Source organism: Streptomyces sp. (assembly GCF_031181705.1).
GTDB lineage: Bacteria > Actinomycetota > Actinomycetes > Streptomycetales > Streptomycetaceae > Streptomyces.
The window spans coordinates 13,494-26,557 of record NZ_JAPSKN010000034.1; the positions used below are offsets into that span (position 1 = coordinate 13,494).

Below are 13,064 nucleotides of genomic sequence, written 5' to 3' on the forward strand. Positions count from 1 at the left end.
CCCGGCGAACCCTCGGGCACCCCACCCGACAGCCCTCCTGGCGAACCTCCGGACACCCCACCCTCCCGGCTGCCCGGCGAACCCTCGGCCACCACCCCGGGCGCCGCCCCCGGCCGTGCCCCGACCGGCTCCCCGTCCCCGCGGGCCCCCGGCACCCGCCCGCCGCTCGCCACCGGCACGCGTCCGCCGCTCGCCTCCGGCAGCCGCCCCCCGCTCGCCACCGGCCCGCGCGGCCGCTCCCCCGTGAACGTCTCCACCAGCGCCCCGAGCACCGCCACCAGCCCCCGCCCGCCCGCGTCGACCACACCCGCGCGTTCCAGCACGGGCAGCTGCTCCGGGGTCGCGGCGAGGGCCCGCCGGGCTCCCTCGTACGCGGCCCGGGCCACGCTCCCGCAGTCGCCCTCGGCACCGCCCGCGGCGTCCGCGGCGGCCGAGGCGACCGTGAGGACGGTGCCCTCGACGGGATGTGCCACGGCCTGGCGGGCGGAGTCGGCCGCGTGCCGCAGGGCGTGCCGCAGGCCCTGGCCGTCGGCGTGCGCGCTCGCGTCGTCGGCCAGCACCTGGGCCATGCCGCGCAGCAGCTGGGCGAGGATCGTGCCGGAGTTGCCGCGGGCGCCGATCAGCGCCCCGTGGGCCATCGCGCGGACCGCGTCGGACAGGGTCGGCCCCTGCGGAGCACGGTCGCCGGCGCCCGGCGAGCCCGCCGCGTGCCCGGCGAACACCGCCTCGACGGCCGCGACCGCGGACTCCACGGTCAGGTACAGGTTCGTGCCGGTGTCGCCGTCCGCCACCGGGTAGACGTTGATCGCGTCGATCTCCTCACGCGCCCGCCCCAGCGTCTCGAGCGCGAGACGGCACCAGGTGCGCACCGCGAGAGCATCGAAGAATGTCTGCGGCACCTGCGCCACCGCGCCTCCCTGAGCTGCTGGACGTGGCTCGCAGCGTAGACCTTGGGGCGGTCCCCGCCGGAAGAGGGCGGGGGGCGTACCCCTGAGCTGCCGTGCTAGTTTTCTTGTACGGGTGCAGCCGTTGTATGCTGCTCCGGTTGCCCGATCTGATCGGGCTTTTCCCCCCTGGCAGCGCCACTCAGATCTCGCCGGCTCCTGGAGCCACAGGATCTCGATCCCGGCATGCCGGGATTAACCGTAAGTGCATCTGAAGTCTTTGGAGTGACCCGTGGCTGCCAACTGCGACGTCTGCGGCAAGGGGCCGGGCTTCGGCAACAACATCTCGCACTCGCACCGCCGTACGTCCCGCCGCTGGAACCCGAACATCCAGCGTGTGCGTACCGTGGTGGGCGGGACGCCGAAGCGCGTGAACGCTTGCACCTCGTGCATCAAGGCCGGCAAGGTCTCGCGCTGACGCTCAGCTAGCGCGCGGCCACTGCTGGTTCGCTGTAGAGCCGGTCCACCGTGGTGGACCGGCTCTTTGGCGTACCCGGACGGGCCCCGCCCCGCACAGGGCCCCGCGCAGTCGGCCCCGAGCGGTCAGTCCCCGCGACGGAAGCGCCAGCCGTGGTCCACCGGCCCGATGCCCCCGCCGAGCGCGAACCCGGCCGCGACGGCCCCCGTGACGTACTCCTTGGCCGCCGCCACCGCCTCCGGCACCGAGTCGCCCTTCGCCAGCCGCGCGGCGATCGCGGAGGCGAGGGTGCAGCCCGTGCCGTGGGTGTGGCGGTTGTCATGCCGGGGCGCGCGCAGCCAGTGCTCCTCGGAACCGTCCGTGAGCAGGTCCACGGCGTCCCCCGCGAGGTGACCGCCCTTGATCAGCGCCCAGCGCGGCCCGTGGGCGAGCACGGCCGCAGCGGCCCGCCGCATCTCCCGCTCCGACTCGACGCGCACGCCCGTCAGCTGGGCCACCTCGTCGAGGTTGGGCGTGGCGACCGTCGCCACCGGCAGCAGCTTCGTACGGACCGAGTCCAGCGCGGAGGCGGCGAGCAGGGAGTCGCCGTGCTTGGAGACACCGACCGGGTCGACGACCGCCGGGGCGTCCGTTCCGGCGATCAACTCGGCGACCGCCTCGACCAGTTCCGCCGAGGCGAGCATGCCGGTCTTGACCGCCCGGACGCCGATGTCGTCCACGACGCTGCGGTACTGAGCCCGCACGGCCTCCACGGGCAGCTCCCAGGCACCCTGCACACCGAGCGAGTTCTGCGCGGTCACGGCGGTGATCACGCTCATGCCGTGGACGCCGAGCGCGAGCATGGTCTTCAGGTCGGCCTGGATGCCCGCGCCGCCCCCGGAGTCGGAGCCCGCGACCGTGAGGACGGTGGGGATCACGGCTCCACGTCCCCGAAGTGGTCCCAGCCGCCCTTGCTGGTCCACGGCGCCCCGTCGACCGTCACCTGGGGCAGCGCCGAGGGGTTGAGGACCTCGCCGATGACCTTCCAGCGGGCGGGCAGCTTCACGTCCGGCGGGAAGGTCGCCACGATCGCGTGGTCCTCTCCCCCGGTCAGCACCCACTGCATCGGGTCGACCCCGACGGCCTGCCCGATGTCGTTCATCTGGGAGGGGATGTCGATCGCCTGGGAGCGGATGTCGATGCGCACCTTGCTCGCCTCGGCGATGTGCCCCAGGTCGGCGATCAGCCCGTCGCTGACGTCGCACATGGCGGTCGCCCCGAGCCCGGCCGCGGCCGGACCCGCGTGGTAGGGCGGCTCGGGCCTCCGGTGGGCCTCCACGAACGCCCGCGGTGAGCGGAACCCCCGGGACAGCACCGCGTACCCGGCCGCCGACCAGCCCAGCCAGCCCGTCACGGCGACGAGGTCGCCGGGCTGCGCGCCCGCCCGCGTCACCGGCTCCTGGTTGCGCAGATCGCCCAGCGCGGTGATCGACACCATGATCGAGTCGCCGCGCACGACGTCCCCGCCGACCACGGCGGCACCCGCCACCTGGCACTCGTCGCGCAGGCCGTCCATCAGCTCGCTCGGCCATGTCACCGGCAGCTCGGCCGGGACGACCAGGCCGAGCAGCAGCGCGGTCGGCACGGCGCCCATGGCGGCGATGTCGGCGAGGTTCTGCGCGGCGGCCTTGCGTCCCACGTCGTAGGCCGTCGACCAGTCCCGGCGGAAGTGCCGGCCCTCCACCAGGATGTCCGTGCTCGCCACGACCCTGCGGTCGGGGGCGGCCACCACGGCGGCGTCGTCGCCGGGGCCGACCCGGACCGCCGGGGTGGTGGTCAGACGGGAGGTGAGCTCCCTGATGAGCCCGAACTCACCGAGCTCACCAACAGTGCCCTTCATTGCCCTTTCTCCCCTTCTGTCCCTGTCCGTGCCCGGTCGCGGGGCATCTCGGTCCTCGCTACGGTCGAGGTGACCGTCACGTTGTGCCGGACCTGCGCCCCGGCGCGCAAGACCCGGTATCCGCAGGTCTCCCCGCGGCGAGCGGCAACGCGATACCGTGGCGTTCCTTTTCCCCACATGATCCTCGTGGCCGCCCTGGAGGTTCCGTGGTACAGGCGTACATCCTGATCCAGACCGAGGTCGGCAAGGCGTCGACCGTCGCCGAGACGATCAGCAAGATCCCTGGGGTCATCCAGGCCGAGGACGTCACAGGACCGTACGACGTGATCGTGCGGGCCCAGGCCGACACCGTCGACGACCTCGGTCGCATGGTGGTCGCCAAGGTCCAGCAGGTGGACGGCATCACCCGCACCCTGACCTGCCCGGTCGTCCATCTGTAGCCCCCGTCTACCCTGTGCCGGTGAACTCTTTCCGTCACCGGCACCGTCGTGTCTTCCGCGTGTTCCGCCTGCCCGCTCTCGCGCTGTTGATCACTGCCGCGGGCTGCTCCTCAGCAGACGACAGCGCGTCGGCGGCGGTTCCCAGTCCGGACGCCGGGGTCACGGAACTGTGCCGGAACCTGGACAAGGTACTGCCCGCGAAGGTGGGCGGTGAGCGCCGCGAGGACCCCGAGCCCGCGTCGGCGCTGACGGCCGGCTGGGGCAGCCCGGCGATCATACTTCGCTGCGGTGTGCCGCAGCCGCCGAAGATGGTCGATCCGAAGGTGGCCGAGGGGCGGGACGCGGACGCCGTCGCCGGCGGCGTGAACGGGGTGGACTGGCTGATGGAGAAGCAGGGCGACGGGCACCGGTTCACGACCGCCAACCGCGAGGCCTACGTCGAGGTGCGGGTGCCGGAGGGCGTGGACGGTTCCGGTGTCCTGATCGATCTGGCCGCGGCCGTGAAAAAGGCGATCCCCGCGGGGATCGCCTCCTGATCACCTGCCGGCCGTCGGCCGAGCGGCCTCAGCGCAGGCCGGTCGAACGGCGCAGCGCCGCCTGCACCAACCGGTCGATCAGCTCCGGGTAGCTCACCCCGCTCGCCTGCCACATCTGCGGGTACATCGAGATGGGCGTGAAGCCGGGCATGGTGTTGATCTCGTTGATCACGAACTCGCCGTCCTCGGTGAGGAAGAAGTCCGCGCGGACCAGGCCCTCGCAGGAGGCCGCCTCGAACGCGTCGACCGCCAGGCGCTGGACCTCGGCCGTCTCCTCGGGCGTCAGCGGCGCCGGCACGATTCCGGGCGTGGAGTCGATGTACTTGGCCTCGAAGTCGTAGTACGCCTGCGTCTGGGGCGGGGGGATCTCCGCGGGCAGGGAGGCCCGGGGGCCGTCCTCGAACTCCAGGACGCCGCACTCGATCTCGCGGCCGCGCAGGGCCGCCTCCACCAGGATCTTGGGGTCGTGGCGCTGCGCCTCGGCGATCGCCTCGTCCAGGCCGGACAGGTCGTCGACCTTGGTGATGCCGATCGACGAACCGGCGCGGGAGGGCTTCACGAACAGCGGCCAGCCGTGCTCGCCGGCGAAGTCGACGATCTTCTTGCGGGCGGCCGCCTCGTCCCGCTCCCACTCGCGGGGCCGGACCACCACGTACGGGCCCACCTTCAGCCCGAAGGAGGTGAACACCCGCTTCATGTACTCCTTGTCCTGGCCGACGGCCGAGGCGAGCACACCCGAACCCACGTACGGCACGCCGGAGAGCTCCAGGAGGCCCTGGAGCGTACCGTCCTCGCCGTACGGACCGTGCAGCACCGGGAAGACCACGTCGACCTCGCCGAGCGCCTTGGGCACCGATCCCGGCTCGCTGTAGACGACTTCGCGGTCGGCGGGGTCGACCGGGAGGATCACCGCGCCCTCGGCGGACTCGGCGAGCGAGTCGACGCTCGGCGGGCGCCGGTCGACGATCGCCATCCGCTCCGGCTCGTCCGCCGTGAGCGCCCAACGGCCGTCCTGGGTGATGCCGATCGGGAGGACGTCGTACTTGGTCCGGTCGATGGCCTTGAGGACGGCGCCGGCGGTGACCACGGAGATCCCGTGTTCGGAGCTGCGCCCGCCGAACACGACGGCCACACGCGGTTTGCGAGGCGGCTGCTCGGGGCTCTGGGGGAGGTTCTCGGTGCTCATATCGCGATGAGAGTACCCGTTGGTAGGGCCCGGAGACAGCGCCGCCGGCGTCGCGTCGCTCAGCGTCGTTCGGGCTTCGCGCTGCGCGACATCAGCTCCTTGAGGGCGACCACCGGAGGCTTGCCCTCGTGCACGATGCCGACGACCGTCTCCGTGATCGGCATGTCGACGCCGTGCCGGCGGGCCAGGTCCAGCACCGACTCACAGGACTTGACGCCCTCGGCGGTCTGCCTGGTGACCGCGATGGTCTCCTGCAGGGTCATGCCCCTGCCGAGGTTGGTGCCGAAGGTGTGGTTGCGCGACAGCGGCGAGGAGCAGGTGGCCACCAGGTCGCCCAGGCCCGCGAGTCCGGAGAAGGTCAGCGGGTCGGCGCCGAGGGCCATGCCGAGGCGGGTGGTCTCGGCGAGGCCGCGGGTGATGAGCGAGCCCTTGGCGTTGTCGCCGAGCCCCATGCCGTCCGCGATGCCGACGGCGAGGCCGATGACGTTCTTCACGGCTCCGCCGAGTTCGCAACCCACCACGTCCGTATTGGTGTACGGGCGGAAGTAGGGCGTGTGGCAGGCGGCCTGGAGCCGCTGGGCGACGGCCTCGTCGGTGCAGGCGACCACGGCCGCGGCCGGCATCCGCGCGGCGATCTCCCGGGCCAGGTTGGGCCCGGTGACCACGGCGATCCGGTCCGGGCCGACCTTGGCGACGTCGTCGATGACCTCGCTCATCCGCATCGCGGAGCCGAGTTCGACGCCCTTCATCAGCGACACGAGGACCGTGTCCGGGGCGAGCAGCGGGGTCCACTCGGCGAGGTTGCCGCGCAGGGTCTGCGAGGGGACCGACAGGACCGTGAAGTCGGCGTCCGCTGCGGCCTCGGCGGGGTCCGTGGTGGCCCGCACGCGCTGAGGGAGCTCGACGCCCGGGAAGTAGTCGGGATTGGTCCGCGTGGAGTTGATCGCCTCCACGAGTTCCGGGCGGCGCCCCCAGAGGGTGACCTCGCACCCCGCGTCCGCGAGCACCATGCCGAAGGCCGTGCCCCACGAACCGGCGCTCAGAACCGCCGCCTTGACCGGCTTGCTCACGTACCCAGCCCCTCTTCCTGCGCCGCCGGCGACGGCCGTGCCGACCGCACCGGCCGTCCCGGCTCCTGCCCGCCCCGCTGCGTCTGCGCCTGCGTGCGCCGCCGCTGCTCGATCCGCTCCCGTCGCGGGTCGTAGGGCGTCTCGGGCGCCTTCTCCCCGCGGATCTCCTCCAGCTGCGCGGTGATGGCGGCCATGATCACCTCCGTGGCCTCCTTCAACAGTTCCGCGGTCATCTCCCGGTCGTAGAACCGCGAGAGGTCGACCGGCGGTCCGGCGAGCACACGGTGCGTCTTGCGCGGCAGAAGGTGCGGCTTCTTCGCGTACGGCGGCAGCAGCTCGTTGCAGCCCCACTGGGCCACGGGGATCACCGGGCACTTGGTCTGCAGCGCGACGCGGGCGGCCCCGGTCTTGCCCGTCATGGGCCAGCCGTCCGGGTCGCGGGTGAGGGTGCCCTCGGGGTAGAAGGCGACGCATTCCCCGCGGTTCACGGCGTCGATCGCGGCCCGGAAGGCGCTGAGCGCGTCCGTGCTCTCGCGGTAGACGGGGATCTGCCCGGTGCCCCGCATCGCGGCGCCGACGAATCCCTTCTTGAAAAGCCCGCTCTTCGCGAGGAATCGCGGGACCCGCCCGGTGTTGTACTGAAAGTGCGCGTAAGCGAAGGGGTCGATGTGCGAATTGTGGTTTACCGCGGTGATAAATCCACCCTCGGCCGGAATGTGCTCCATTCCACGCCAGTCCCGCCTGAGCAGTACCACCAGCGGCGGTTTGCAGATCACCGCGGCGAAGCGGTACCAGAAGCCGATTCTGCGGCGGGGCACGCGGACACCTTCCTCTAGGGCCTGAAGCGGCGGCCACGGGGGGCCGCACAAGTGTCGCCCCAGGCCGCCGGTCTGTCGAGAACACCGTACGCCCCGACACACCGCCCGCCTCAGGCCCCGGGTGACAATGACCGCGACAAGAGGAGGACGGAACACCCGTGCACTGGACGTTGGTCGTACCCCTGAAGCCGCTGGCCCAGGCCAAGAGCAGGCTGGCGGACACCGCCGACGACGGGCTGCGGCCGGACCTGGCGCTCGCCTTCGCCCAGGACACGGTGGCGGCCGTCCTGGCCTGTGGGGCGGTACGGGATGTGGCAGTCGTCACGGACGACGCCCGGGCAGGCCGCGAGCTGGCCGCGCTCGGCGCCGCGATCATCGCCGACGAACCGGGCAGCGGTCTCAACGCCGCACTCGCACACGCGGCGGCGGTCGTGCGCTCCCTCCGTCCCGGGAGCCCGGTCGCCGCGCTCAACGCCGATCTGCCGGCGCTGCGCCCGCGGGAATTGTCCCGGGTACTCGACGCCGCCGCGGAATTCCCGCGCGCATTTCTTCCCGATGCGGCCGCAATCGGCACGACTCTGCTGGCCGCCGCCCCGGGCCGCGCATTGCGACCTGCCTTCGGCACCGATTCCCGGGCCCGGCACCGCGCGTCCGGCGCCGTGGAACTGTCCCTGACCGCCGTGGATTCCGTACGCCAGGACGTGGACACCGGCGACGACCTGCGCAGCGCGCTCGCCCTCGGCGTGGGCCCTCATACGGCCGCGGCCGCCGCGCGGTTGCTGATTCCCGGGCAGTAGGCTGCGGGCATGCAGGCGACCGCGTACACCTACGACCCCGACAGCCGCAGCGGACAGGTCCTCCTCGACGACGGCACACCGGTGCCCTTCGACGCGGCGGCGTTCGACGCGGGCGGCCTGCGGCTGCTGCGCCCGGGACAGCGGGTGCGGATCGAGGTGGAGGGACCGAAGGACGCCCCACGCATCACTCTGGTGACCCTGCAGACCCTCTGAGCGCCTTCGACCACTTCCTGAACACGCCGCGGGCCGGACTCCGATGCGGAGTCCGGCCCGTCGCGTGAGTACCCAGGCGGCCCTACTTCTTGCGGGCGGTGGTCTTCTTGGCGGTGGTCTTGCGCGCCGTCGACTTCTTGGCGGGCGCCTTCTTGGCGGTCGCCTTCTTCGCCGGGGACGACTTCTTGGCGGTGGTCTTCTTGGCCGCGGTGGTCTTGGACGCCGCCGTGGTCTTCTTGGCGGGCGCCTTCTTCGCCGTGGTCTTCTTCGCGGCCGCCGTCTTGGTGGTGGTGGCCTTCTTCGTGGCCGTCTTGCGCGCCGTGGTGGTCTTCGCCGCACCCGCCGTCTTCTTCGCCGCGGCCTTCTTGCCCGCGGACTTGGCGATGGTGGCCGGCGGGCCGGACAGGCTGCCCTTGGGAGCCTTCTTGACGGCGATGTCACCCTTCGGGAGCTTCTTCGAGCCACTGACCAGGTCCTTGAAGCCCTGACCCGCACGGAAACGCGGAACGGAGGTCTTCTTGACCCGAACCCGCTCGCCCGTCTGGGGGTTACGGGCGTAGCGGGCCGGACGGTCGACCTTCTCGAAGGAACCGAAGCCGGTGACCGAGACCCGGTCACCCGCGACCACCGCGCGGACGATGGCGTCCAGTACATGGTCAACAGCATCGGCGGCCTGCTGGCGGCCGCCCATCTTGTCGGCAATCGCTTCTACGAGCTGCGCCTTGTTCACGTCTTCCCCTTCGGAGACATCGCCAGAACGAAAGTGTTCAAGCTTTTTCGCACGTTAGGCAGATATATACCGCAAATCAAACACGAAACGGGCTTATCACCCTTGTGCCGCAGCGAGCCCGGCGGTATCGGCGGGTTCAGCGTTCCTCGTCGGGGATACGCCCCTCGTCGAGGTCCGCGGTGAACCGCTCCAGCCGCCTTGCCGCGTCGGCGAGATCGTGCTTGGCCGCGGCCGTAATGACCAGCAGCTTCCGGGTCAGCGCCATCCGTACGCCCTCCGGGACTTGCAGTGCGCGCACCCTTGCGTGCGCTTCCTTGAGTTGGTCCGCGACTGCCGCATAGAGCTTGAGTTGGCCGTCGTGTTCCATGCACAGATTGTGCCATCTGGGGCGAGTTGTCGCCTGCGCAGGGGACAACTGCCGCCCCAAACGGCCTTCGGGGCACACACGGAAGTCACGGCTGTGCCACTCGCATACCCCGGCAACCACCGTCATAACGTGGCCAGTTGGCTGCCGACCTGAGGGCGGACAGGGCCGTTCGGGTGCAGAAACAGCTGTACCCCCGATCGGGCTGATCGGGGGTACGGCGGGGGTGTTGCGGTGGCCGAAAGTCGCCTTGTTCCGGGGCGGTGGACCGTGATCCGGATCAGACCGGGAGGGTCCGCGGCTTGAACGACGGGCGCTTCGCCTCGTACGCGGCGATGTCCGCCTCGTTCTGGAGGGTGATCGAGATGTCGTCGAGGCCGTTGAGCAGCCGCCAGCGGGAGTTCTCGTCCAGCTCGAAGGAGGCGGTGATGCCCTCGGCACGCACCTCGCGGGCGACCAGGTCGACGGTGATCTCGGCCTGCGGGTCCTTCTCGGTGAGCTCCCACAGCGCGTCCACGATCTTCTGCTCCAGGACGACCGTGAGCAGGCCGTTCTTGAGCGAGTTGCCGCGGAAGATGTCGGCGAAGCGGGAGGAGATCACGGCCTTGAAGCCGTAGTTCTGCAACGCCCAGACGGCGTGCTCGCGGGAGGAGCCGGTGCCGAAGTCGGGGCCCGCGACCAGCACGGTCGCGCCCTGCCGCTCCGGCTGGTTGAGCACGAAGGACGCGTCCTTGCGCCAGGCCTCGAACAGCCCGTCCTCGAACCCGTCGCGCGTGACCTTCTTGAGCCAGTGGGCGGGGATGATCTGGTCGGTGTCGACGTTGCTGCGGCGCAGCGGGACGGCCCGGCCGGTGTGGGTGGTGAATGCTTCCATGACTGATCAGACTCCAGCGGGCGTGCGGACGTCGGCGTCGGCCAGGTCGGCCGGGGAGGCCAGGTGGCCCAGGACGGCGGTGGCCGCCGCGACCTGCGGCGACACCAGGTGCGTACGGCCGCCCTTGCCCTGCCGTCCCTCGAAGTTGCGGTTGGAGGTGGACGCGGAGCGCTCACCCGGGGCCAGCTGGTCGGGGTTCATGCCCAGGCACATCGAGCAGCCCGCGTGCCGCCACTCGGCGCCGGCCTCCTTGAAGACGACGTCCAGCCCCTCGGAGACGGCCTGCAGACCGACCCGCGCGGAGCCCGGGACGACCAGCATCCGTACGCCGTCGGCGACTTTGCGGCCCTTGATCAGCTCGGCGGCGGCGCGCAGGTCCTCGATGCGGCCGTTGGTGCACGAGCCTACGAAGACGGTGTCCACCTTGATGGAGCGCAGCGGCTGGCCGGCCTCCAACCCCATGTACTCCAGGGCCTTTTCGGCGGCGTAGCGCTCCGATGCGTCTTCGTACGAAGCAGGATCGGGGACGGACGCCGAAAGCGGTGCGCCCTGCCCGGGGTTGGTGCCCCAGGTGACGAACGGCGACAGTTCGGCGGCGTCGATGACGACCTCGGCGTCGAACTCGGCGTCCTCGTCCGTCCTCAGCGTCTTCCAGTACGCGACGGCCGCGTCCCAGTCCTCGCCCTCGGGGGCGTGCGGGCGGCCCTTGAGGTACGCGAACGTCGTCTCGTCCGGGGCGATCATGCCCGCGCGGGCGCCGGCCTCGATCGACATGTTGCAGATGGTCATCCGGGCCTCCATCGAAAGCTTCTCGATGGCCTCGCCGCGGTACTCCAGGACGTAGCCCTGGCCGCCGCCCGTGCCGATCCTCGCGATGATCGCGAGGATCAGGTCCTTGGCGGTGACACCCTCGGGCAGCTCGCCGTCGACCGTGATGGCCATGGTCTTCGGGCGGGTCATCGGCAGGGTCTGGGTGGCCAGCACGTGCTCCACCTGGGAGGTGCCGATACCGAAGGCCAGCGCGCCGAAGGCGCCGTGCGTGGAGGTGTGGGAGTCGCCGCAGACGACGGTCATGCCGGGCTGGGTCAGACCCAGCTGCGGGCCGACGACGTGCACGACGCCCTGCTCGACGTCGCCCAGCGGGTGCAGCCGCACCCCGAAGTCGGCGGCGTTCTTGCGCAGCGTCTCCAGCTGGATCCGGGAGACCGGGTCGGCGATGGGCTTGTCGATGTCGAGGGTGGGGGTGTTGTGGTCCTCGGTGGCGATGGTGAGGTCGAGGCGCCGCACGGGGCGGCCACTCTTGCGGAGACCGTCGAAGGCCTGCGGGCTGGTCACCTCGTGCAGCAGGTGCAGATCGATGAAGAGAAGGTCGGGCTCGCCCTCCGCGCGACGGACGACATGGTCGTCCCAGACTTTCTCCGCGAGTGTCCTACCCATCGCTGTTCCCTCCGGCCGACGGCCATCCGCCGACCCAACTAGAGATCTCGAGAGGCGGTGCCCGTTCCCCTGGTTCCGGGCACACACCACCAGGCCCTTACGTCACGGGCCGTTGTGACTTCGTGATTCCAGGGTGGCGGGTTCCGCGGAAATTTGAACTTGCGTTTCACAGAGTGAGACGCAAGTATCGTTGCATGGACAACAGTAGCGGCGTCGGCGTTCTGGACAAGGCGGCCCTCGTCCTGAGCGCTCTGGAGTCCGGTCCGGCCACCCTCGCGGGCCTGGTCGGCGCCACCGGACTGGCACGACCCACGGCTCACCGCCTGGCCGTGGCCCTGGAACACCACCGCATGGTGGCGCGGGACATGCAGGGCCGTTTCATCCTCGGCCCCCGCCTGGCCGAGCTGGCCGCGGCCGCGGGTGAGGACCGTCTCCTCGCCACCGCCGGCCCGGTGCTCACGCATCTGCGCGACGTCACGGGCGAGAGCGCGCAGCTCTACCGCCGCCAGGGCGACATGCGCATCTGCGTCGCCGCGGCGGAGCGGCTGTCCGGCCTGCGGGACACGGTCCCGGTCGGGTCGACGCTCACGATGAAGGCCGGCTCCTCGGCGCAGATCCTGCTGGCCTGGGAGGAGCCGGAGCGGCTGCACCGCGGCCTGCAGGGGGCGCGCTTCACGGCGACGGCCCTGTCGGGTGTACGGCGGCGGGGCTGGGCCCAGTCGATCGGCGAGCGGGAGCCGGGTGTCGCGTCCGTGTCGGCGCCGGTGCGGGGGCCGTCGAACCGGGTGGTGGCGGCGGTGTCCGTCTCCGGGCCCATCGAGCGTCTGACGCGGCACCCGGGGCGGATGCACGCGCAGGCCGTGATCGACGCGGCGGGGCGCCTGTCCGAGGCGCTGCGGCGCGGCTGAGCGATGAGGGGAAAGCCGGCCTCAACGCCGCGGCAGGTCTTCCCCGACCAGGCGCCGCAGGAGGAAGTGCTTCGTCGTCGGCCGCGGGCCCGCGGTGGTTGATCGCGCGGTTCCCCGCGCCCCTTCGGGGCGCACACGAAAAGGCCCTCCACCGAAGTGGAGGGCTTTTCTCGTACGTACCCCCGACCGGATTCGAACCGGCGCTACCGCCTTGAGAGGGCGGCGTGCTAGGCCGCTACACAACGGGGGCGTGGACACTGCGTTTCCGCAGGTCCGAGCTGGTCTACCTGGACTCGAACCAAGACTAACTGAACCAGAATCAGTCGTGCTGCCAATTACACCATAGACCAATGTGGTTTAGACCAGTCAGTACCCCCGACCGGATTCGAACCGGCGCTACCGCCTTGAGAGGGCGGCGTGCTAGGCCGCTACACAACGGGGGCCCTAGCG

At 71.2% G+C, this 13,064-nt stretch carries 16 protein-coding genes and 3 tRNA genes; 6 read left to right on the forward strand and 13 right to left on the reverse strand.

Annotation, left to right across the window (positions count from 1 at the left end):
* Window positions 1–908 (reverse strand): DAK2 domain-containing protein (locus tag RIN80_RS09825; protein ID WP_375141658.1); only part of this gene is annotated, 908 nt, incomplete at its 3' end.
* 268 nt (window positions 909–1,176) lie between these two features.
* On the opposite strand from RIN80_RS09825, the gene rpmB reads away from it, so the two are divergent.
* Complete coding sequence (gene rpmB / locus RIN80_RS09830; RefSeq protein WP_003993230.1) at window positions 1,177–1,362, forward strand: 50S ribosomal protein L28; 186 nt, start codon at window positions 1,177–1,179, stop codon at window positions 1,360–1,362.
* 125 nt (window positions 1,363–1,487) lie between these two features.
* Here the strand turns inward: rpmB and thiD are convergent, their stop codons facing one another.
* Window positions 1,488–2,279 carry a bifunctional hydroxymethylpyrimidine kinase/phosphomethylpyrimidine kinase gene (gene thiD / locus RIN80_RS09835; RefSeq protein ID WP_309095147.1) on the reverse strand — a complete coding sequence of 264 codons (792 nt, stop codon included), beginning with the start codon at window positions 2,277–2,279 and terminating at the stop codon, window positions 1,488–1,490.
* The gene (locus RIN80_RS09840; RefSeq protein WP_309095148.1) at window positions 2,276–3,241 is read right to left on the reverse strand and encodes a thiamine-phosphate kinase; all 966 of its coding nucleotides are present in this window, start codon (window positions 3,239–3,241) and stop codon (window positions 2,276–2,278) included. The genes thiD and RIN80_RS09840 overlap by 4 nt, the downstream gene beginning before the upstream one ends.
* A 206-nt stretch (window positions 3,242–3,447) precedes the next feature.
* Here RIN80_RS09840 and RIN80_RS09845 point away from each other — a divergent pair, with 206 nt between their 5' ends.
* Both RIN80_RS09845 and RIN80_RS09850 read left to right on the forward strand, forming a co-directional pair.
* The gene (locus RIN80_RS09845; RefSeq protein ID WP_003997603.1) at window positions 3,448–3,681 is read left to right on the forward strand and encodes an Lrp/AsnC family transcriptional regulator; all 234 of its coding nucleotides are present in this window, start codon (window positions 3,448–3,450) and stop codon (window positions 3,679–3,681) included.
* Between the two features lie 20 nt (window positions 3,682–3,701).
* Window positions 3,702–4,217 carry a DUF3515 domain-containing protein gene (locus RIN80_RS09850; protein ID WP_309095149.1) on the forward strand — a complete coding sequence of 172 codons (516 nt, stop codon included), beginning with the start codon at window positions 3,702–3,704 and terminating at the stop codon, window positions 4,215–4,217.
* Between the two features lie 28 nt (window positions 4,218–4,245).
* Here RIN80_RS09850 and RIN80_RS09855 read toward each other — a convergent pair whose 3' ends face one another.
* The 3 genes from RIN80_RS09855 to RIN80_RS09865 are packed head-to-tail and all read right to left on the reverse strand — an operon-like array spanning window position 4,246 to window position 7,291.
* Window positions 4,246–5,403 carry a D-alanine--D-alanine ligase family protein gene (locus RIN80_RS09855; protein ID WP_309095150.1) on the reverse strand — a complete coding sequence of 386 codons (1,158 nt, stop codon included), beginning with the start codon at window positions 5,401–5,403 and terminating at the stop codon, window positions 4,246–4,248.
* 59 nt (window positions 5,404–5,462) lie between these two features.
* A complete protein-coding gene (locus RIN80_RS09860) occupies window positions 5,463–6,473 on the reverse strand; it encodes an NAD(P)H-dependent glycerol-3-phosphate dehydrogenase (protein WP_309095151.1) in 1,011 nt (336 codons plus the stop codon).
* Complete coding sequence (locus tag RIN80_RS09865) at window positions 6,470–7,291, reverse strand: lysophospholipid acyltransferase family protein (RefSeq protein ID WP_309095152.1); 822 nt, start codon at window positions 7,289–7,291, stop codon at window positions 6,470–6,472. Before RIN80_RS09865 ends, RIN80_RS09860 begins: the two co-directional genes overlap by 4 nt.
* A 158-nt stretch (window positions 7,292–7,449) precedes the next feature.
* Between RIN80_RS09865 and cofC the strand changes: the two genes are divergently transcribed.
* Window positions 7,450–8,088, forward strand: coding sequence for a 2-phospho-L-lactate guanylyltransferase (gene cofC, locus RIN80_RS09870; RefSeq protein WP_309095153.1), 639 nt, complete (start codon window positions 7,450–7,452; stop codon window positions 8,086–8,088).
* A gap of 9 nt (window positions 8,089–8,097) precedes the next feature.
* Window positions 8,098–8,301: a hypothetical protein gene (locus RIN80_RS09875; RefSeq protein ID WP_309095154.1), complete on the forward strand. Its 204-nt coding sequence runs from the start codon at window positions 8,098–8,100 to the stop codon at window positions 8,299–8,301.
* A gap of 82 nt (window positions 8,302–8,383) precedes the next feature.
* On the opposite strand, the gene RIN80_RS09880 is transcribed toward RIN80_RS09875, so the two are convergent.
* From RIN80_RS09880 to leuC, 4 genes are all read right to left on the reverse strand, one after another.
* The gene (locus RIN80_RS09880; RefSeq protein ID WP_309095155.1) at window positions 8,384–9,031 is read right to left on the reverse strand and encodes an HU family DNA-binding protein; all 648 of its coding nucleotides are present in this window, start codon (window positions 9,029–9,031) and stop codon (window positions 8,384–8,386) included.
* Between the two features lie 136 nt (window positions 9,032–9,167).
* On the reverse strand, window positions 9,168–9,398 hold the full coding sequence (locus RIN80_RS09885; RefSeq protein ID WP_309095156.1) for a hypothetical protein: 231 nt from the start codon (window positions 9,396–9,398) through the stop codon (window positions 9,168–9,170).
* A gap of 277 nt (window positions 9,399–9,675) precedes the next feature.
* Window positions 9,676–10,269 carry a 3-isopropylmalate dehydratase small subunit gene (gene leuD, locus RIN80_RS09890; protein ID WP_309095157.1) on the reverse strand — a complete coding sequence of 198 codons (594 nt, stop codon included), beginning with the start codon at window positions 10,267–10,269 and terminating at the stop codon, window positions 9,676–9,678.
* A gap of 6 nt (window positions 10,270–10,275) precedes the next feature.
* Window positions 10,276–11,706, reverse strand: coding sequence for a 3-isopropylmalate dehydratase large subunit (leuC, locus tag RIN80_RS09895; RefSeq protein WP_309095158.1), 1,431 nt, complete (start codon window positions 11,704–11,706; stop codon window positions 10,276–10,278).
* Between the two features lie 194 nt (window positions 11,707–11,900).
* Here leuC and ndgR point away from each other — a divergent pair, with 194 nt between their 5' ends.
* Window positions 11,901–12,614 (forward strand): IclR family transcriptional regulator NdgR, encoded by a 714-nt coding sequence (gene ndgR / locus RIN80_RS09900; RefSeq protein ID WP_094055732.1) that lies wholly within the window; start codon window positions 11,901–11,903, stop codon window positions 12,612–12,614.
* A 177-nt stretch (window positions 12,615–12,791) separates the two neighbouring features.
* On the opposite strand, the gene RIN80_RS09905 is transcribed toward ndgR, so the two are convergent.
* The 3 genes from RIN80_RS09905 to RIN80_RS09915 form a co-directional block, all read right to left on the reverse strand.
* Window positions 12,792–12,864: transfer RNA gene (locus RIN80_RS09905), tRNA-Glu, on the reverse strand.
* 28 nt (window positions 12,865–12,892) lie between these two features.
* Window positions 12,893–12,964 (reverse strand) — tRNA-Gln (locus tag RIN80_RS09910).
* 20 nt (window positions 12,965–12,984) lie between these two features.
* Window positions 12,985–13,057 (reverse strand) — tRNA-Glu (locus RIN80_RS09915).
* Window positions 13,058–13,064: the final 7 nt, after the last annotated feature.

What these genes read in the sequence shown, in the direction of transcription:
- leuC (WP_309095158.1), bottom strand. Translation starts at nt 11,706, where the DNA reads ATGGGTAGGACACTCGCGGAGAAAGTCTGGGACGACCATGTCGTCCGT.
- RIN80_RS09885 (WP_309095156.1), bottom strand. Translation starts at nt 9,398, where the DNA reads ATGGAACACGACGGCCAACTCAAGCTCTATGCGGCAGTCGCGGACCAA.
- RIN80_RS09875 (WP_309095154.1), top strand. Translation starts at nt 8,098, where the DNA reads ATGCAGGCGACCGCGTACACCTACGACCCCGACAGCCGCAGCGGACAG.
- RIN80_RS09855 (WP_309095150.1), bottom strand. Translation starts at nt 5,403, where the DNA reads ATGAGCACCGAGAACCTCCCCCAGAGCCCCGAGCAGCCGCCTCGCAAA.
- leuD (WP_309095157.1), bottom strand. Translation starts at nt 10,269, where the DNA reads ATGGAAGCATTCACCACCCACACCGGCCGGGCCGTCCCGCTGCGCCGC.
- ndgR (WP_094055732.1), top strand. Translation starts at nt 11,901, where the DNA reads ATGGACAACAGTAGCGGCGTCGGCGTTCTGGACAAGGCGGCCCTCGTC.
- RIN80_RS09840 (WP_309095148.1), bottom strand. Translation starts at nt 3,241, where the DNA reads ATGAAGGGCACTGTTGGTGAGCTCGGTGAGTTCGGGCTCATCAGGGAG.